18 protein-coding genes and 1 pseudogene are annotated in these 18,151 nt (G+C 68.2%); 10 read left to right on the top strand and 9 right to left on the bottom strand.

Annotation, left to right across the window (positions count from 1 at the left end):
• A pseudogene (locus tag DLJ58_RS34535) lies at positions 1-239 on the top strand (hypothetical protein); the annotation flags it as partial.
• A gap of 196 nt (positions 240-435) precedes the next feature.
• Positions 436-1,200, top strand: a complete 765-nt coding sequence (locus DLJ58_RS12055) for an ATP-grasp domain-containing protein (RefSeq protein ID WP_124855827.1) — start codon at positions 436-438, stop codon at positions 1,198-1,200.
• 50 nt (positions 1,201-1,250) lie between these two features.
• On the opposite strand, the gene DLJ58_RS12060 is transcribed toward DLJ58_RS12055, so the two are convergent.
• The 3 genes from DLJ58_RS12060 to DLJ58_RS12070 all read right to left on the bottom strand — a co-directional run bounded on the left by DLJ58_RS12060 (position 1,251) and on the right by DLJ58_RS12070 (position 2,823).
• A complete protein-coding gene (locus tag DLJ58_RS12060; RefSeq protein ID WP_124855829.1) occupies positions 1,251-2,165 on the bottom strand; it encodes a PhzF family phenazine biosynthesis protein in 915 nt (304 codons plus the stop codon).
• Positions 2,165-2,455: a hypothetical protein gene (locus tag DLJ58_RS12065; RefSeq protein WP_124855831.1), complete on the bottom strand. Its 291-nt coding sequence runs from the start codon at positions 2,453-2,455 to the stop codon at positions 2,165-2,167. Before DLJ58_RS12065 ends, DLJ58_RS12060 begins: the two co-directional genes overlap by 1 nt.
• A gap of 80 nt (positions 2,456-2,535) precedes the next feature.
• Positions 2,536-2,823 carry a winged helix-turn-helix transcriptional regulator gene (locus tag DLJ58_RS12070; protein WP_124855833.1) on the bottom strand — a complete coding sequence of 96 codons (288 nt, stop codon included), beginning with the start codon at positions 2,821-2,823 and terminating at the stop codon, positions 2,536-2,538.
• Positions 2,824-2,969: 146 nt separating this feature from the next.
• Here DLJ58_RS12070 and DLJ58_RS12075 point away from each other — a divergent pair, with 146 nt between their 5' ends.
• From DLJ58_RS12075 to DLJ58_RS12085, 3 genes are read left to right on the top strand one after another with little or no spacing between them, the layout of a single operon-like run.
• Positions 2,970-3,974 (top strand): NAD(P)H-dependent flavin oxidoreductase, encoded by a 1,005-nt coding sequence (locus DLJ58_RS12075; RefSeq protein WP_124855835.1) that lies wholly within the window; start codon positions 2,970-2,972, stop codon positions 3,972-3,974.
• Positions 3,974-4,615 (top strand): HAD family hydrolase, encoded by a 642-nt coding sequence (locus DLJ58_RS12080; protein ID WP_124855837.1) that lies wholly within the window; start codon positions 3,974-3,976, stop codon positions 4,613-4,615. Before DLJ58_RS12075 ends, DLJ58_RS12080 begins: the two co-directional genes overlap by 1 nt.
• A 17-nt stretch (positions 4,616-4,632) precedes the next feature.
• The gene (locus DLJ58_RS12085) at positions 4,633-4,827 is read left to right on the top strand and encodes an FAD-binding protein (protein ID WP_244218907.1); all 195 of its coding nucleotides are present in this window, start codon (positions 4,633-4,635) and stop codon (positions 4,825-4,827) included.
• On the opposite strand, the gene DLJ58_RS12090 is transcribed toward DLJ58_RS12085, so the two are convergent.
• Entirely contained in the window at positions 4,824-5,744 is a 921-nt protein-coding gene (locus DLJ58_RS12090; RefSeq protein WP_124855839.1) for an RNA polymerase subunit sigma-70, read from the bottom strand. The genes DLJ58_RS12085 and DLJ58_RS12090 overlap by 4 nt on opposite strands.
• Positions 5,745-5,881: 137 nt before the next feature.
• On the opposite strand from DLJ58_RS12090, the gene DLJ58_RS12095 reads away from it, so the two are divergent.
• A complete protein-coding gene (locus tag DLJ58_RS12095; protein WP_124855841.1) occupies positions 5,882-6,589 on the top strand; it encodes a DUF899 family protein in 708 nt (235 codons plus the stop codon).
• A 224-nt stretch (positions 6,590-6,813) separates the two neighbouring features.
• On the top strand, positions 6,814-7,998 hold the full coding sequence (locus DLJ58_RS12100; RefSeq protein ID WP_124855843.1) for a peptidoglycan DD-metalloendopeptidase family protein: 1,185 nt from the start codon (positions 6,814-6,816) through the stop codon (positions 7,996-7,998).
• Positions 7,999-8,122: 124 nt separating this feature from the next.
• Here the strand turns inward: DLJ58_RS12100 and DLJ58_RS12105 are convergent, their stop codons facing one another.
• Positions 8,123-9,370, bottom strand: a complete 1,248-nt coding sequence (locus DLJ58_RS12105) for a PP2C family protein-serine/threonine phosphatase (RefSeq protein WP_124855845.1) — start codon at positions 9,368-9,370, stop codon at positions 8,123-8,125.
• Positions 9,371-10,010: 640 nt separating this feature from the next.
• Between DLJ58_RS12105 and DLJ58_RS12110 the strand changes: the two genes are divergently transcribed.
• Positions 10,011-11,075 (top strand): fatty acid desaturase family protein, encoded by a 1,065-nt coding sequence (locus tag DLJ58_RS12110; RefSeq protein ID WP_124855847.1) that lies wholly within the window; start codon positions 10,011-10,013, stop codon positions 11,073-11,075.
• Between the two features lie 177 nt (positions 11,076-11,252).
• Here DLJ58_RS12110 and DLJ58_RS12115 read toward each other — a convergent pair whose 3' ends face one another.
• Complete coding sequence (locus tag DLJ58_RS12115) at positions 11,253-11,729, bottom strand: response regulator (protein WP_244218903.1); 477 nt, start codon at positions 11,727-11,729, stop codon at positions 11,253-11,255.
• Positions 11,730-12,041: 312 nt separating this feature from the next.
• Positions 12,042-12,464 carry an ATP-binding protein gene (locus DLJ58_RS12120; protein ID WP_124855849.1) on the bottom strand — a complete coding sequence of 141 codons (423 nt, stop codon included), beginning with the start codon at positions 12,462-12,464 and terminating at the stop codon, positions 12,042-12,044.
• Between the two features lie 219 nt (positions 12,465-12,683).
• Here DLJ58_RS12120 and DLJ58_RS12125 point away from each other — a divergent pair, with 219 nt between their 5' ends.
• Both DLJ58_RS12125 and DLJ58_RS12130 read left to right on the top strand, forming a co-directional pair.
• Positions 12,684-13,046, top strand: a complete 363-nt coding sequence (locus DLJ58_RS12125) for an STAS domain-containing protein (protein WP_244218904.1) — start codon at positions 12,684-12,686, stop codon at positions 13,044-13,046.
• 222 nt (positions 13,047-13,268) lie between these two features.
• On the top strand, positions 13,269-13,604 hold the full coding sequence (locus DLJ58_RS12130; protein ID WP_124855853.1) for a nucleoside triphosphate pyrophosphohydrolase family protein: 336 nt from the start codon (positions 13,269-13,271) through the stop codon (positions 13,602-13,604).
• A gap of 31 nt (positions 13,605-13,635) precedes the next feature.
• Here DLJ58_RS12130 and DLJ58_RS12135 read toward each other — a convergent pair whose 3' ends face one another.
• Positions 13,636-13,935 carry an STAS domain-containing protein gene (locus DLJ58_RS12135; protein ID WP_124855855.1) on the bottom strand — a complete coding sequence of 100 codons (300 nt, stop codon included), beginning with the start codon at positions 13,933-13,935 and terminating at the stop codon, positions 13,636-13,638.
• Complete coding sequence (locus DLJ58_RS12140) at positions 13,932-18,095, bottom strand: SpoIIE family protein phosphatase (RefSeq protein WP_124855857.1); 4,164 nt, start codon at positions 18,093-18,095, stop codon at positions 13,932-13,934. The genes DLJ58_RS12135 and DLJ58_RS12140 overlap by 4 nt, the downstream gene beginning before the upstream one ends.
• Positions 18,096-18,151: the final 56 nt, after the last annotated feature.

The raw sequence follows: 18,151 nt of genomic DNA on the forward strand, positions 1-18,151 counted from the left end.
CTCCGGTTTCAGGTTCTGCTTGGTCGCTGAACCGTCTACCGGAGACCTCGCCTACTTTCGATCTCCGACACGCGAAGATCCTCAAACCAGCTCAAGCCCTGGCCCAGACTTCGACACGGGCCCTAGCCGAACTGACCGAGTGGACCCTCACGCAACGCCCCTCCGTTGCCGAGATCATCGGCCGCCCACCACGCACTTACGACGACTGGGCCGTCGAGAACGCCGACCTGTTCCGCTGACCAAGGGGCCGAACGCCAGAAACGTGAGTGCCGCTTAAGCTCCTGGTGCTGCCACTCCGGTGCCAAGGCTGCGAGCGCCGCACGCGTGATCGTCGGCGGAGCCTGCACCCACCCACTGCAGGATCGCCGCCGGCCGCATCGGGACGCCTGATAACCGCTGTAATTGTGACGGCGTATTGGGGCAGGATCATCAGTCGTGACACTTGTCCTGCCGCCGCGGCTGACGGCCTCGGCTCGGCGCCTGCGCGACGCCGCTCATCGCCGCGGACTACGCACCGTCCAGCTCGGCTCTTTCGAAGTGCCCGCTGGACTGCGTGCTGATCACCTTCACGCGGGACCGGGCTTCGCCGACGTCGTCGCACCGCTACTCGGGATCGCGCCGCTGGAAGCTGAACCCGGCTGGCTGACTGGCCTTCCTCGTGAACTTACCCGCCGCGAAATCACCCTGGTCGCCATCGGCGAGGCCTACGAACTCCGTCGCCCGGCGTTCATCAAGTCGCCCAATGACAAGACCATCCCGGCGATGATCTACACGGATGGCTCCCGCCTGCCCGGCCCGGATGCTGTCGACCGGCGGACTCCAGTGCTCGTTAGCGACATCGTCGACTTCACCGCCGAGTACCGGCTACACGTGCTCGACGCTGTTGTCTACGCAGGCAGCCAGTACGCCGTTCACGGCCGGTTGCACCTCGGCCCTCCGTCAACCGAAGCGCTAGCCTTCGGCGCCGATCTCATCGCCGGTTTCGGGCACACGTTGCCCTCCGCCATCGTCGTAGACGTAGGACTGGTCGAGGGCTGTTGGGCCGTGATCGAGGCGAATGCCGCATGGGCCAGCGGCGCCTACGTAGCGGATCCCGACCTGGTCCTTGATGTCGTCCTTCGTGCGGCAAGCCCAACGGCTTCGGTGACCGCCCGCGACCGACAGTTCGTCCGACGGCCTCAGCCGACCGCTGCGCTTTAAGTCGGCAGGTCCAAGCCGGTGTATTGATCTGTCGATGTCAGTACGTTCGATCAGGCCTGTGAGGATGTACCCCGAACTATTGGAGGAACGCCCGGTCGTCGAAGCCGACGTCGCTGATCGATGGGCGGGCCGAGGTCAACCGATCCGCCGATTCTGGCGACGATGCCGTCTGCGGTGTATGTCGCGTTGGCGGAGACCGATGATGGGCTTTGGTGCGTGTCACCCTGGTGGATTTCGACTGCGCCGTTGCCGGATGTGTCGAGCAGGTGAGCGGCGAGGCAGCCGACACTGTTGGCGTTCGCGATGTCCTCGTCGACGCCGATCGCTGGGGCGAACATCCGGGCGGTGCCCGTTCTTGCGGTCGGCTGCAGCGCGTAGGTGAAGCAGCCGAGATACCCGAGTTGCCGACACTCGGTTGCCAGCCGATCGAAGTCGGGCTGCATGGAGAGCAGCGTCCGGCGATCCCGGACGGGGACGAGGAGTCGTGGCATGCCGGGTGAGGCGACCCGTAGGTCGGCGGCGATGTCCGCTCGTTCCAGGCCGAGGGCCGCGATGATGCCACTGCCGGTCGCGTCAGCGTCGTCCGGTAGGGCGATGACGCCTTGGTCGAACCAGACCTCGATGCCGTCCTGGCGCCGGATGGCGGTCGTGGCGAAGGTGCGGCCTCCGCTGCACTGGCGGCCGTGGTGCTCGTTGGCGCCGCTGCGGTCCAGCAGGACGGCCTGCGCGGCGATGGTGCCATGCCCGCAGTTCGTGAGTTCCCCGGCGCTGGTGAAGAACCGCACTCTGGGTGCATCCGCTGTGCTGGTGTCGATGAACGCGGTGTGGGAGGTGCCGACTCTACGGGCGATCGCATGCCGTTCGTCGTCGATGAGCATGGCATCGTCGATCACGACTGTGGTGGGGCTACCGCCTCCCCCATAGCGGGTGCAGGCGTTCACCACCGCCACTGGTGGGCCGACCATCAGGCGGCCGTGACGTCGGCGAAGCGGGGAGCACCGGGTTCGAGGTCGGTGCGAGCGGTGTGGGCGGCGAAACGGATCGCGTGGTACCACCCGTCCCGCTCGCGAAGTGCTGGGGACAGTTGGCGGCCGAGTTGATACCGGCCCCAATGGCTCGTCGCGATGGTCATCGGCAGGTTCTTGGCGAACGTCCGGAACAAGCCGATGCGAGGCATACCGGGCGGCATCATCGTGGCGAGTTGCGCCTCCACGTCGGGCGTGAACTGGGGTTCGAGCGCTGGGATGCGAGCCATGGCCAGACTCCGGATGCTTCCGATTTAGAAGCACGGTAGCGATTTTGCCTCCGAAACGCCAGGGCAGGCGTTTCGCGGGTTCAGGCCTTGTCGTCCACGCTCAAGGTCGAGGCCCACGCGTCGGACCAGCGAACGAGCGGGCGCAAGGCCTGGTAGGCGCCCCGGCCGAGGTCGGTGAGCGCATAGGCCGTGTCCGCCTGCTGAGCGACGAGGTGGGCGTCGAGCAGTTCGGTCAGCCGCTGCCGCAGAACACTGGATGACATGTTGTCGCAGCGCTGCTGCAGCGCGCGGAAGCCGACCGGCCCATGCTGCAACTCCCAGATGATGCGCAGGTTCCAGCGACGCCCGAACAGGTCGAGGGCGGCCATGAGGGGTCGTCCGGTACTCGATCCGCGTACCGGCTTGCCCGGCCTGGGTGCCGTCATCGCCTGCGCCGCCCCTCTTGATGCTTCGATATTCGATACAGTACCGTCTGGAGCGTTGATTCGATTCTCGAAGCGATCGGGGCTGCTTCGTGAGGCGATTGCGCACTGCATTGTGTGACCAGTTGGGCATCGATCTGCCAATCGTTCAGGCGCCCGTAGGTTCCGCGGCGGTACCGGAACTGGTGGCGGCGGTGTCCGAGGCCGGAGGTCTTGGCATGCTCGCGTTGACGTGGCAGACCCCCGATCAGGCACGGCGGAGCATCCGGCGTACCCGGGAGCTCACCACCCGGCCGTTCGGGGCAAACCTGGTTCTCGACTTCCCGGTGGACGATCTGCTCACCGTGTGCCTGGAGGAGAAGCTGCGGATCATTTCCACCTTCTGGGGTGACCCGTCGCCGGTGCACGGCCGGATTCACCGGGCCGGCGCGCTGCACCTGCACACTGTCGGTGACATCCCCGAGGCCGTGCACGCCGTCACGGCCGGGGTGGACGTCGTCGTGGCCCAAGGCTGGGAGGCAGGCGGTCACGTCCGCGGCGGCACGACCACGATGTCCCTGGTGCCGGCGGTCGTCGACGCGGTCGGGCCGGTACCGGTGGTGGCTGCGGGAGGGATCGCGGACGGGCGTGGCGTCGCGGCGGTGCTCGCGCTCGGCGCCCAGGGCGCCATGCTGGGCACCCGCTTCCTGGCCGCTGCCGAAGCCGCCACCCACGAGGTGTACCGGCAGCACTTGATCGCGGCCACCGGAGCGGACACCGTACACACCCTCTGCTTCGACGGCGGATGGCCGAACGCCGCGCATCGCGCGCTGCGCAACACGACCCTCCAGCGTTGGCAGGCGGCCGGCTCGCCGCCTGCCCCGCTGCGGCCCGGCGAGGGTGATCTCGTCGCCATCGACGCGTCTGGCAAGAACCGACCTCGATACGAGGACCTGATGCCGCTGCCCGGGATGACCGGTGACCTGGCAGCCATGGCCCTGTACGCGGGCCAGTCCGTGAGCCTCGTCCACGACGTCCTGCCTGCTGCCCGCCTGCTCCACGACATCGCCGGTCAGGCCGCCGCCACCGTCGACCTGCTGCAAAGCCCGGCGACGTGATGGCCACCGCGGTGTTGTTCGATGTCGACGGCGTGCTGGTCGACTCCTATCCGGCATACCGCCGGATCTGGAGTCGGTGGGCGACACTGCGCCACCTCGACCCGGACCTGGTCTGGTCCCATACCCACGGCCGCCGGCCCGTCGACACCATCACGGTGGTGGCCCCGCACCTCGACGTTGACGCCGAGTACCGGCTCGTCCGAGAAATTATGGCCGCCGAAGGCGACGCCTTCCCCGTCTACGCCGACGCCGCCGCCGTGTTGAGCCTGCTCGATGGTTACCCGTGGGGTGTGGTCACGTCGGGCCGAATGCCGACCGTGAAGCCGCGGCTGCGCGCCGGCGGGCTGCCGGATCCTCCCGTCATGGTCGACAGCAGCCAGGTCCGGCGCGGCAAGCCGAGCCCCGAGGGCTATCTGCGCGCGGCGCACCTTCTCGACACCCCCGCAGCGAACTGCCTCGTGATCGAGGACGCTCCCGCCGGGATCGAAGCAGCCCGGGTTGCCGGCATGACGGTCATCGCCGTCCGCACCACACACCCTGCCGACGAACTGACTGGCGCCCACCACCGTGTCGACACCCTCAGGGACACGATCCCCCTCCTCACAGACTGGCTGAACAGGACTCGACCATCAACGAGGTGACCCAACAGTTCGATCTGGTGGTCCTCGGGGCAGGCCCGGGCGGCTACGTCGCGGCGATCCGCGCGGCTCAACTCGGGCTCAGAACAGCCGTCGTCGAGAAACGTCACCGGGTGGCGTCTGCCTCAACGTGGGCCGCATCCCCTCCAAAGCGCCGCTGCTCTGCAACGCCGAACTCGCGTCGAGCACCGGCGTGGGCTTACCCACTTGCCTAGGGCTCGAGTGTGGCGGGCATGCTGAATGCGGCGACGTGACGGGCACCGATGAAGGCGTTGCTCTCCACGATCTTCCCTTTCTCGATCCGGAGTACGTCGACGACCAACGCCTCGTAGTGCGGGCTGCCGGGCCGTCGGAGATAGTTGATCAACGCCGGGCGTCCGTTGGCCGAGGTGGGGAACGTACGCCAGTCGAGCGGTCGGCCGAGGAACTCCGCGGCCGCGTCGATCCCGACGACCGGCGGCTCGGGCGGCATCGTGATCCGTACGTCCTCGGCGAGCAGTGCCCGGATCGTCTCCGGGTCCTTCGCGTTGGCGTAGCGGCGCAGGATCTCTTCGTCCTCACAGGTGAGCTGCGGGCGGCGCCAGTCCTTAGGGTCCGACGGCGCTTGCTGTCGGAGGGTGTGGCGGGCCCGCTGGAGGAGGCTGTTGACGGCCGCTACGGCGGTGTCGAGCGCGGCGGCGATCTCCTGCGGCGTCCAGCCGTGGACGTCGCGCAGCACGAAGGCCGCCCGCTGCCGCGGCGGCAGGTACATGAGCGCCGCGATCACGGCCAGCTCGACGGTTTCCCGGGCGGCGAGACCGGTCTGCGGATCGTCGGCCAGCAGGGCGTCGGGATAGGGACCGAGCTCGGTGGACCACTCCAGCGGGTCACCGTACGGTACCGTCCGGTGACCGGCCGCCTTGCGGCTGTCGAGGAAGACGTTTGTGGCGATCCGGTAGAACCAGGTGCGCGCCGACGCGCGACCCTCGAAGCGGTCGCGAGCCCGCCAGGCACGCAGGAAGGTCTCCTGCACCAGGTCGTCCGCGTCGGTGACGTTCCCGGCGAGGCGGTAGCAGTGCACGTGTAGCTCACGCCGGTGCTCGTCGAAGGCGCGCTGCAGCCAGACCGCCTGCTCGTCAGGCGAGTCGGACATGTGATCTCCCCGGGGCTGGCTGGTCCTCACAACCGTACTGACGACCGCGGACCCCATCCGTCATCGGTCACCGATGACGATCGCCGACTCGGTCGTCTGTACCTGTGACCGATCCCCACTCCACGAAGGAGATAGCCATGACGGCAACCCCCGCGTCCAGCGCCGCCGCGCCCCCGGTCGTCGACCGGGAGACCTGGCTGCGTGAGCGCAACGAACTGCTGGTCCGGGAGAAGGCCCATACACGCGAAGGAGACGCGATCGCAGCCGCTCGTCGTCAGCTGCCGATGACCTTGATGCCGACGGTGACGGTGCGGGGCCCTGGCGGGGACACCCCGCTGGTGGAGGTGTTCGAGGGCCGCCGGATGCTCATCGCCTACTTCCACATGTGGCACGACGGCAAACCGTACGAGCATCAGTGTGAGGGGTGCACCTTCTCGACCTGTCACGTGCAGATGCTGGACTACCTGCACGCTCGGGACGTCACCTACGCCGTGTTCTGCCAGGGTCCCTACGACGAAAGTGCCCCATTCGCGGAGTTCATGGGCTACAGGTTCCCCTGGTATTCGGCGAAAGACTCCGACCCGGCTCTGGCCGACGGTCGCGGCTTCGGGTTCATCGCGTGCTACCTGCGCGACGGCGACGAGGTCTACGAGACCTACTGGACCACCGGGCGGGGCGTGGAGGCGTTGATGACCACCTACCACGCCCTGGACCTCACGGTGTACGGCCGGCAAGAGAACTGGGAAAACTCGCCTGAAGGCTGGCCGCGGGTCACCGGGCACCCGTGGCGTCTCAACGGCCGCCCCACCGCGCAATGGTCACGCCCCGGCGTCGCACCGCGATGACGTCCTGATGATCGAGGTGATCATGCTCGGGTCGGCAGCGGTGTCAGCCTGCTGCTGCGTCGTGCCGCCGGCGGGCGCTTCCCGCAGAGCCCGAATGCTTGCGGGTGCGATGCGAGGCCGAGCCGTCCGACGGTACGACGATCCACTTTCCATATACATATATCGATCTCTCGTATATCGTCCTCCGGATACATGTCAGCCTCTCAACCCCCTCTGGAGAGGACATGATCATTAATCGACGCTGGATCGGTACCGCCACGGCGGCCCTACTCGTCGCCACCATGACCAGCACCGTCCCGAGCGGCGCCCACGCCGCGCCGGCCAACGACGTCACCACCGCCGTACAGCAGAAGCTGCTCGCGGAGGCCGCAGTCGCGGCGGACCAGGCGTTTCGGACCGCCGATGTGGCGGACACCCGGGTGGACGTCACCCGCAAGGACGGCCGGGGCTGGGCCTTCGGCACCGCCGTGCTCGTCGCCCCGCAGGGAGAGGACCTCCACCCCTCCGGTTGGCTCTTCGTCGCCCGTCAGCACCGCGGCGGCTGGCAGGTCGCCTTCGAGGGCGAAGCCACCTTCGCCGAACTGACTGCGGCCGCGCCCGCCTCCGTCGTCGCTGAGCAGGAGAGGGACACCTTCACCGCCCCCAGGACGATGGCCGCCAACGGGGACTTCCGCACCGGCATGCGCCTGCCGTTCACCGTTGGCCAGTCCTGGATCCTCCGGGGCGGCCCACACGGCTGGTCCGGCTCCCCGCGACCGTTCAGTTCCATCGACCTCTACGGCGGTGACGAGCGGGTGCTGGCCGTGCGTGCCGGCACCGCGTACACGATGTGCAAGGGCTGGATCCGGGTGGTCCACGACCGGGGGTACGCCACGGACTACTACCACCTCTGGAACAACATCAGCGTCGACGGTGCCTCCGTCTCGGCGGGTACCTTCCTCGGCAACACCGGCACCGACATCACCTGCGGCGGCTCCGCCAGCAGCCGGCACGTGCACCTGGGGCTGCGGCAGAACAGCGCGTACGTGGCGGTCGCCACCCACAACCTGGGCAAGTGGGTGCCGCGAGAGGGCAGTGTGGCCTACGAGGGCTCCGCGCTGCACGGCTCGAAGCGCGTGAACGTCAAGGGCACGCTCTACAACTACGGCGCGCTCGGCTTCACCGAGGGCATCGTCGACAGCAACGGCGGCACGTCGGTCAGCCGGCGGTCCGGGCCAGGCACCGGGTACGGCGTCGTCGGTTCGATCGCGGACGGTGCCACGGCGGCAGTGGCATGCTCGTCGAACGGCACCTCCCACACCGGCCGCTGGGGCACCAGCACCCTGTGGAACCGGCTCACCGACGGCACCTGGATCCCCGACGCGTACCTGTACACCGGATCGGCCAATCCGGTCAACGGCTGGTGCTGACGCCCTTCAGTGACCGCTTCCCAGCCGCCGAGACCTACTAACCAAGATCGCCGGAAACTCTTAGCGAGACAGGCCCGGGTCCGCAGCCGTTCAGGCTCCTACCAGGCCGGCTCGCTCGGCGGGTCTACGACTGGGTTTCCAGTGGTTGGTGGGTCGGTGCGTTGATGGTTTCCCGGTCTGAATGCGGGGGCGCGGGGCTGCGCCATTCGACGAGCAGAACGGTGGCGTCGTCCTGAAGGCGGTCGTCCTGATGGTCGAGAATGGCGTGCACGAGCCGGCGGGCGGTCTCGGGCAGGGGCAGTTGATCGGCGACCGCTCTGGTGGCGAAATCAACGAGCCGCTCCATGCCGAACGTCTCGCCGTCGGATCTGCGGGCTTCGATGATGCCGTCGGTGTACAGCAGCACCTGGTCGCCGGGTTCGAGGGCTTCCTCGACGACCACCGGCGGGCGCCGGTCGCCGAGGGTGACCGGGAGGGCGGTCGGGGTGGGCAGCACCTTGACGACCTTGCCGTCGCGCAAAACGATCCCACTCGGGTGACCGGCGGAGATGACCTGCAGGATTCCGGTGCGCTGATCGAGTTCGGCGAGCACCGCGGTGATCATCCCGTACCGGTCGTGGTCGCGGACCGCGACATCGATGTGATGGTAGGTGGCGGTCAGGTCCAGGCCGGTGCGCCGGGCGTTGCGGTAGGCAGCGAGGGCGATGGAGGCGAGCACCACGGCCCGCATACCGCCACTGGAGCCATGACCTGCCGCGTCGAACAACGCCAGGTGCGCCGTGTCACCGTTGACCGCGTAGTCGAACGCGTCGCCGCCCACGTCGTAGCACGGTTCGAGGATACCGCTGATGATCAGGTGCCCGGTCGAGAAGGTCAGCGGCGGTAGCTGCGCGCGCAGCATTTCCGCGGCCAGTTGCATCGGTGCCCGGCGCCGGAGCCGCTCGATCGTGTCGCTGTATGAACTTCGGGTCACGACCAGCTCGGCGAGCAGGGACGCGACCGCGGCGCAGTCGTCGACGCTGCGATCGGCCAGCGGGCCGTCGGTGACAACTTCCAGCACGCCCATGCGTTCGCTGCCGTCGAGCACCGGCACCCATACCCGCACACCGTCATCACCGCTGGCGCTGACGCAGGTCGACGCAGTGCTGAACGCTCGACCGGCGAGGGTGCCGTCAATGTCGATCGGGTCGCGGGCCGGCGCGCTGCCACCCAGCAGCGGGAGCAGCAGCCGCTGCTGATGGTCCACCAGGTAGATCACCAGGGCACGCGCGTCCAGCAGCGGCGCCGCGCGCATCGCCATCTCGGGCAGATCATCGGGACGCGCGTGGTGCGACTGCTGCAGCAACTGCCGCAGCGATTCCAAACTACTCACAGGCATCCTCCCATGGACCAGCCCGTAGATTGTCACTCAGCGCGGACCTGGAGGCTCTCGCTGCAGAGCCACGTCACACCGGGGTCACCTCCGCTACCTGGTGTCGCCGTGCACGTATCCAGCCACTGCTGCCCGGCCGGTGTTGTCGAACCGCTTCGTCGGGGCGTCCCATCCTCACGCCGTCGTCCGTCCCGGCTAGATCAATTCACGCGTGCCGTCCGATCGGCTGAGGCCTGTCGCACGATGAGGAGCGCCCCGTGCGTGAGTGGTTGCCGTCCGCCGGGTGATCGTGCGGCGGGCGAGCGCGGCAGATGTGCCGGTGCCCGCGTCAACTGGGCGGCATCGACGGGAACAAGCTCGGCGCGTAGACCGACTTGGTGGGCGCTCACGTTGAGACGTACCTGCCGTTCGTCGCCTGGGTGGACGGGCACGTGGTCGGCGTCGCGTCCAATCGGCGACTTGCATGGGGGTGAACGGTGCTTGCGCCGTGGTTGCCGTGAGCTGTCGTTTCCTCCTGAGAGAGGCGGCTGTGAGGAAGACTGGAACCATCAAGCGGGCGGTTCGCTCGTTTCGATGACTGCCGCACTCGAATGGGTCGCGTGCGTGCCCGCTCGTGGCTGCTGGCTGACCCCTAGCCTGAATGGGCGGTCGTACAGGAGGGGCAACAGTGAGTAATGCGGATCTTGGCACCCGTAGTGATCGTGGCAGTGCGTACGCCGAGCTGTCTCGCCTGGTCCGAAGCGCGGGTCTTCTCGACCGTCACCCGCGGCGCTACGCGGCCCGGGTGACGGTTCTGCTGGGTTGTCTCGTGCTGATGAGCGTGGTGTTCGTTCGACTCGGGTCGTCGTGGTGGCAGACCGCCACTGCGGTCGGGGTCGCGGTGCTGCTCGCGCAACTGGCGTTTCTCGGTCACGACGCCGGGCATCGACAGATCTTCCGATCCCGACAGGCGAACGACGTGCTCGGCATGATCTGTGCAAACCTGATGACCGGGATCAGCTACGGGTGGTGGGTCGACAAGCACAACCGCCACCACGCCCATCCGAACACCGAAGGCCGCGACCCCGACATCGCGGTGGCTCCGCTGTCCTTCACCGCAGGTCAGGCCGCGACGCAGCGCGGCCTGCGGGCGCTGTTCGTCCGGCACCAAGCGACGCTGTTCTTCCCCCTGCTGATGGCGGAGGGTCTGCATCTGCACGCCGCCAGCGTCCGGGCGGTCGTCAGCCGTTCCGGGCTCCGGCACCGACCCGCGGAGGCCGGCGTGCTCGTCCTGCATTTCGCTGGCTACCTCGCAGCCGTGTTCCTGGTCCTGAGCGTTCCGCAGGCGATCGTGTTCATCCTGGTCAACCAGGCCCTCTTCGGCCTCTACCTGGGTAGCTCCTTCGCCCCGAACCACAAGGGGATGCCCATCCTGACCGAGGCCGACGACCTCGACTACCTACGCCGACAGGTCCTCACCTCCCGCAACGTGCGCGGCGGCAGGCTCCTCGACGCAGTCCTCGGTGGGCTCAACTACCAGATCGAACACCACCTCTTCCCCAGCATGCCCCGACCGAACCTGCGCCACGCCCAGCCACTGATCCGCCAGTTCTGCACCGAGCATGGCATCGCCTACCACGAGACCACTCTGATCCAGTCCTGGTCGCAGGGGCTGGCCCACCTGCGCGCGATCGGGACCGGAGCGAACCGCCCGGGCAACGACTGAGTCTGGTCCGCGCACGCTCTGGTCACCGACCATCGCCGCCGGACACCGGGACGGCAGGTGCGGGGCGGAGGATGTGACGGGCACTCGGTACCGGGCAGGCCACCGCCGAGAGACGGCGTGGGGGTTGCACCTGGCCGAGGGCGGGGGGAGTCGCCGGCGGCACGCCAGCCGCGTGACCTATCCGAGGTCCGACGGTGCAAGAGGAAGCGAAGCGATCGTGCTGTAGAAGCGGTGGATGTCACTGACGACGCGCTCGAAGGTGGGAAGGTCGACGGGTTTCGTGACGTAGGCGTTGGCGTGGGCGGCGTAGCTGCTCAGCACATCCGCGTCGACGGCGGAGGTCGTGAACACCACGATGGGAATCGCCTTCAGCTGGTCGTCGGCTTTGACCGCCGACAGGACCTCCCCACCGTTCATCCGTGGCATGTTCAAGTCGAGGATGATCAGATCGGGGCGTGGTGCGTCGGTGTGGGTGCCCGTACGGTTCAGGAACGTCATGGCTTCCTCGCCGTCGCCGACCAGGTGCAGCTCGGTGGGCAGGTCGCACGCCGCGAAAGCGCTTTCGATGAGTGCGACGTCGGCCGGGTCATCCTCGACCAGCAGGATGCGCAGTGCGGCAGCCAGGGTGCCGTTGGCATTGGCGACAGCGTTCACGAGTACGAGCCTAGACCGAAATGCATCAGCCACCATGACCGACCGTCTGTCCTGCTGGCTGGTGGTCTCGACCATCGCCCCTACCCGCCCCCGCGTGCTGTCAGCTTCCGGTAGCCGCAGTTGCCGGCCGTTGCGGTGGCGGCCAGCCGCCCGGGGGAATCGAGGTGACACCTCGTGGTGGGTGGCTCGTCCGTCCGACCGGATCGGCCCGACGCGTGGGCTGCTCTCGACCCGCGCCCGCCGGCTCATTCGACGATCTCGTCGCGGCCGTGAGCCGCCGCCGCGACGCGTCGCACCGGCTGGGCCTACCGGTCAGCGGGCGGGTGCTGCTCGGGCTTCGGTGAGGTGTTTGGTGATGCGAAGCAGCACCTGGCCCGGCGCTCTGCTGACGAAGGCGGCCGTGTCGGCGAGGGCGCCGATCAGGGGCAGTCCACGTCCGCCGATGGTGAGCGGGGTGGGGAGGTCGGCGTCGAGTTTGGTGTTGTCGGGGCTGCGGCCGCGGTTGCCGACCTCGATCCGGCAGACGTGGTCGTCGATGCTGATGGTGATGTCGACGTCGCTGCCGGGGTCGGCGTGGATCACCGCGTTGGCGCATGCCTCGCTGATCAAGACGGCCAGGTTGGCGCGGGTGTCCTCGCTGACGTCGGTGAGGCTCAGCAGTGTGGTGAGTACATGGCGAGCGCGGGTCGCCGAGGACGGTTGGCGAGGGAGTGACAGCGTCATACTCACCCGCATCTGCTCACTCCTCCCGGCCCGTGCCCGACCCGCCGGACCACTGTTCACACCCTAAGGCGGGATGCGCAGGTTCTGATCAGCGCTACCCGACGTCTCATGGCTACCCCGGCCCAGCTGAGGTAAAACGGGCGAGTTGTCCGCTCGATGTGCACCGGCGGCGGCAGTTTCGTCCGCCGGCGAAATAGGGTAAGCGGGGATCATCGGCGTGGGGAGGTTGTGGTGGATCTGCAGTTGTCGGTCCGGGCTGGCCGGGGTTGCAGCGTGCTCGAGGTGCGCGGCGAGCTGGACATGGCGACGTCCCCGCAGTTGCGTGAGGGTCTGCAACGGTTGGTCGACGCCGGTGACCGTCAGGTGGTGGTGGACCTGGCCGGGGTGGGTTTCATGGACTCCAGCGGGCTGGGCGCGTTGGTGGTGATGTTCAAGGCATGGCGGGATGTCGGGGGTCGGTTGTGCCTGGCCGCGGTGCAGCCCGCCGTGCGCAGCGTCCTGTCGGTCACGTCGGTGGATCAAGCTATCGACGTGTACGACAGCGTGCCGGAGGCTGAAGCCGACATGCGTCCCACCGATGTGTCAGCCGGCTAGTCAGCCGGTCGACACGGCGCTGGCGCGCGCCTCGTCAGGGCCGACACTGCTGTCTCCCGAGCGCCGCCCGTATTCCGGCGCGGGCCGCCCTCGCTCAACCTGCCGCCGCCTACCATCGTTGCTCCTCGGCCCTGTCAGTCCACCTGTCGGCGTACGGATGAAGGTGTCCAGCTCGGTACGAATGAACGGGACCAGGTGCTGCCGCCGTTGTAGGTTGCGGCTATGGATCTTGATAGCTTGAGGCTGAGGGCCGTTGCGATCGCTGAGTTGTATGACCGGCACAACGTCGCCGCGGGTCGCGGGGCGTGGAGCACCGGCGATCTGGCGTTGGGGTTTGTCGGTGACGTCGGGGATCTCGCGAAGCTCGTGATGGCTGTCGACGGGCGCCGTGAGATCACCGACGCTCGTGAGCGGCTCGGTCATGAGTTGGCTGACTGTCTCTGGTCGATTTTGGTTCTTGCTGACCGGTATGGCGTCGACTTGACTGCGGAGTTCGCGCGAATGACCGCAGGGATTGAGGAACATCTCGAAGCGCGTGGCCTGCACGAGGCCGGGTAGCTGCCGGCCCCGCCCAAACAACCCTGACCGATCAGGCAGGAGTGACTGTCATCAGGTCGCCGAGGCCTGCGATGGTCAGGACGGGAGCCAGGAGTGGGCTGGTGATGAGGTGGATCCGTTCGACGTGGGGGAACAGGACGGCGAGGCCCGCGCTGTCGAGGTATTGCAGTGCGGTCAGGTTGACCGTCAGTTGGCCGGGGGCGGCCTCTACGGCGCGGGTGAGGGCGGCCGCGAAGTCGGCGGCGTTGCTCATGTCGACCTCGCCGGTCGCGGTCAGTACGGGAGTGCCGTCGGGTCGGTGGCTGGTGGTGAGGGTCAGTGCGGTGCTCATGGAATCCTCGCCTGCATGTCGATGGTGGTGCCGGTGGTGCCGGGCGTGACGGTGATGGCGTCCATCAGGGCACGCATGAGGACCAGGCCTCGTCCCCGGTGGGTGTCCACGTCCGGTCGAGGTGTCTTCCAACGTCCGCTGTCGGTGACGCTGAGGTGCAGGCTGTCGGCGGTGGCGGTGGCCCGTAGCCGGATCCGTCCGCCGGGGTTGTCGCGGTGGCCGTGCTCGATGGCGTTGGCGCAGGCTTCGCCGGCGGCCACCAGGACGTTGTAGGCGTTGGTGGGCTCGAGTGCGCAGCGCTCGAGCCAGCTCCGCAGGGCGGTGCGCACGGGTGCGAGACCGGCGCGCTCGGCGGCGAAGTTGAGTTCCAACGGGCCGGGGTGGCGGTAGAGCAGGACCGCGACGTCGTCGTCGTATCCCCCCGGCGGACTGAGTTGGTTCATGACGTCGGTGGCGAGCGTCTCGATGGGGTGGGCGCGTCCGTTCTGAATCACCGTCACGACGCGGTCGATGCCCGCGGTGAGTGGTTGGCGGCGGCGTTCGACGAGCCCGTCGGTGTAGAGCATCAAGGTCGCCCGCGCCGGCACGAATTCCTCAGCTTCGGGCCGTTCGGCGCTGCCTCGAACTCCGAGGGGACGGGAGTGGCCCTGGTCGAGCATCCGGGTGGTGCCGTCGGGAGAGGTGACGATGGCGGGAGGATGCCCGGCGCTGGCATAGCGCAGCTGTCCGGTCGTCGGGTCGAGGACGCCGCAGAAGACCGTTGCGCACAGGGCCCCGGGTAACTGGGCGGCGAAGCGGTCGAGTGCGGTGAGGGTGCGGGACGGGCTGGAGTCCTGTAGCAGCAGGGCGCGGCAGGCGCTGCGTAGTTGTCCCATCACGGTGGCGGCCTGCAGTCCGTGACCGACGCAGTCTCCGACGACGATGCCGATCTGCCCGTCGACGAGCGCGATGGTGTCGTACCAGTCACCGCCGACCTTCAGCGGTCGCGTGGCGGGTGCGTACCGCACGGCGAAGCCGCTGGGCAGCTGTGCGGGGCCGAGGATGGCCCGTTGCAACGCGAGGGCTGTTTCCCGCTGCTGATCGATCTGCTGTACGCGGTGCAGTCCCTGACCGAGGTGACCGGCCAGCAGGGCCAGCAGGGTCTCGTCCTGCTCGGTGACGGGGCGCCTCTCGCCGAGGTCGACCCACAGGGCCATCCTGCCGTAGGGGTGCTCGACGGCGATTCCGACGCCAGTGGTCTGGTCCGCGACCGTGGTGAGCAGGGGCCGTTCCCGCAGGGCGGTGAGAATTCGCCGGCGTTGGTCGGTGAGGGTGTCCCAGCGTTGGTGTGGGTCGGTCGTGGCGAAGGTTGGGGTGTGGGAGCCGTCGAAGACAGCTGCGAGGACGCGGGTGGCGCGCCACAGCCCCTGTAGCTCATCAAGGACGCCGTGCAGGGCGTCGGTGAGGTTGTCCGCCTGCGACAGCCGGATGCTCAGGGCGGCCAGTGCGCTTTCTCGTTGCACGGCGTAGTGCTCCGCCGTGACATCGCGGAAGGTGCCGACGATGACCCGTCGGCCGGTGTCGGGGTCCTGCACCTGGTTGAACGCGGCGGCGACCCACAGACGATGCCCGTCGCGGTGCGTCACCGGGATGGTGTACGTGCCGCTGGTCTGACCGATGAGCAGGGTGAGGGCCTCGACGACTTGCTGGTGTGCCTCCGGCTCCGTCTCCCGGTTCGGCCACCAGGGGGGCGTGGACGCGTAGGGGAGCCCTTCGGGGCCGTAGCCGAGGATGTCGGTGAAGGTGGTGTTGATCTCGATGACGGCACCGCTGTCGTCGCAGACGAAGAACGCCTCCTGCAGCGAGTCGACCAGCGCGGTGCGCCACCGGGCGTGGTGATTGCGCAGGCGGGCCAACTTCACGTTCGTCCGCACCCGGGCCAGCAGCTCGGCGGCGGCGAACGGCTTGACCAGGTAGTCGTCCGCCCCCGCCTCCAACCCCTCGATGGAGGCCTCCTGCCCTGCCCGCGCCGACAGCAGCAGGACAGGCGTTCCCGTCGTACGGGGATCGGCGCGCAGCGCGGCTACCAGCTGCAGACCGTCCAAGTGGGGCATCATCACGTCACTGACGACCAGATCGGGATGGTGGAGGCGTGCCGCTAGCAGTGCGGCTTGACCGTCGTTGACCGCCTCAACCCGATAGCCAGCCATGCGCAGCATGCGGGTGAGGTACTCCCGCATGTCCGCGTTGTCGTCGGCGACCAGAATGTGAGCCGGGCTTGCACTCACGCCTGGCGTCGTCTCCTTCACCCTCGAAGCGACATCCTCGTCGAAAAGCACGGCTGGATCCCCGCTCGCTGCCGACTGTGCTGGCAGCCATCGCAGCGCCTCCTGAACGAACGGCTCGGCGGTGGCGGAGATGTCGTCATCCGCGCGGGCGACGCTGCCAGGCGGCAGGTGAACGCCGCCAAAGGGCAGGCCGATGGTGAAGGCTGTGCCGTGTCCGATGGTGCTGTCGGCGGTGATGTCGCCGCCCTGCAGCCCGACGAGTTCCCTCACCAGCGCCAAGCCGATGCCGCTGCCTTCGTTCGAGCGTGAGCGGACGTTCTCGATGCGGTGGAACCGCTCGAACAGCCGCGGCATCTCCTCGGCCGGAACGCCGATCCCCGTGTCGGCGACGGTCACCACGGCCCGGCCGGCCTCGGCCCGCAGCCTCACTCGGATCGAACCGTCGAACGTGAACTTCAGGGCGTTGCTGAGGAGATTCAGGATGATCTTCTCCCACATGCCCCGGTCGACGTACACCGGCTCGGGTAGCGGGGGGCAGTCCACCTCGAAGGTGAGACCCGCGCGTTCGACGGCGGAGCGGAACACGCTGGCGAGGTCCGCGGTGACCGCGGCGAGGTCGACCGGCTCGTAGCGGGCCTGCATCCGTCCGGCCTCGATCCGGGAGAAGTCCAGCAGCGCGTTGACCAACTTGCCGAGCCGCAGCCCGTTGCGGTGCATGACCTGCAACTCCTCGCGCACCCCCTCGTCGGTGTCGCCGAGACGGGAACGCAGCTCCTCCAACGGCCCCATGATCAACGTCAGTGGAGTGCGGAACTCATGGCTGATGTTCGAGAAGAATGCCGTCTTGGCGCGGTCGATCTCGGCGAGTTCCTCGGCCCGCTGCTGCTGCGCCTGGTAGCTGCGAGCGCTCGCGATCCCGGCCGCGACGTGGCCCGCGGCCAGTTCGATGAATCCTCGGTAACCGTCATCGAGTGGCCGGTACCGATTCAAGCCGGCCACCAGGAAGCCGTACGGCGTGTCGCCCTGTTGCAGCAGCGGCACCAGGAGAGCCTGCGTGGGCGGCTGTGACCACGCACCGGTCGGCAGTCCTCCGAACGGGGCGCCATCGAGCGGAACACGTCGCGATTCCCCCCGCGTCAGTGCCGCCACCGGCCACACCGGGGTCGACTCGTTGGCCGGAATCGTGCTGGGCGCTGCGGAGTGACCTGCGGGGATGCCCGCAGCCGCGGCCAGGCGGGCACTGCCGTCACTGTCGAGAAGGTAGATCGCCGTGAACGGCAGGTCGAGGTCGTTGCGGCCGAGTTGCCGGCCGGCGAAGGCCAACATCTCCTCTTCGGTACGCACAACGCTGGGATCGGACCCGAGATCACGCAACGTGGCCATCCGCCGTTCGCCGACGACCCGCTCGGTGTCCTCGCTGACCACGCACAACATGCCGACGAGGACGTTGCCGTCGTCGCGCAGCGGGCTGTAGGAGAAGGTGTGGTAGGTCTCCTCCCGGTAACCGGACCGCTCCAGGAACAGCAGCAACGCCTTGTCCCACGTCGCCACCCCGGTGGTCAGCACCCGATCGATCCGGGGGCCGATGTCCGGCCAGATTTCCGCCCACACCTCACTGGCCGGGCGGCCCAAAGCCCACGGATACTTGCGGCCGAGGGTGTCGCGCCGGTACGCGGCGTTGCAGAAGAACGTCAGCTGAGGACCCCAGGCCATCCACATCGGGAAGCGCGACGACAGCAGGATGCTCACCGCCGTCCGCAAACTCTGCGGCCAGCCCGCGGGGTTGCCCAGCGGAGTCGAGGCCCAGTCCACCTTCGCGAGGTCACGGCCGATCTCGCCGTCGCCGGCGAACACGTCAGCCCTGGTAAACGGCCGCTGTTCAGCGCTGCTCATCGTTGCGACACTCCCTCGAACCGCAGGCCTGACCCGGCGGCCACCAGTCGGGCCGT

It is taken from the genome of Micromonospora arida, assembly GCF_003857035.1.
Classification (GTDB): domain Bacteria; phylum Actinomycetota; class Actinomycetes; order Mycobacteriales; family Micromonosporaceae; genus Micromonospora; species Micromonospora arida.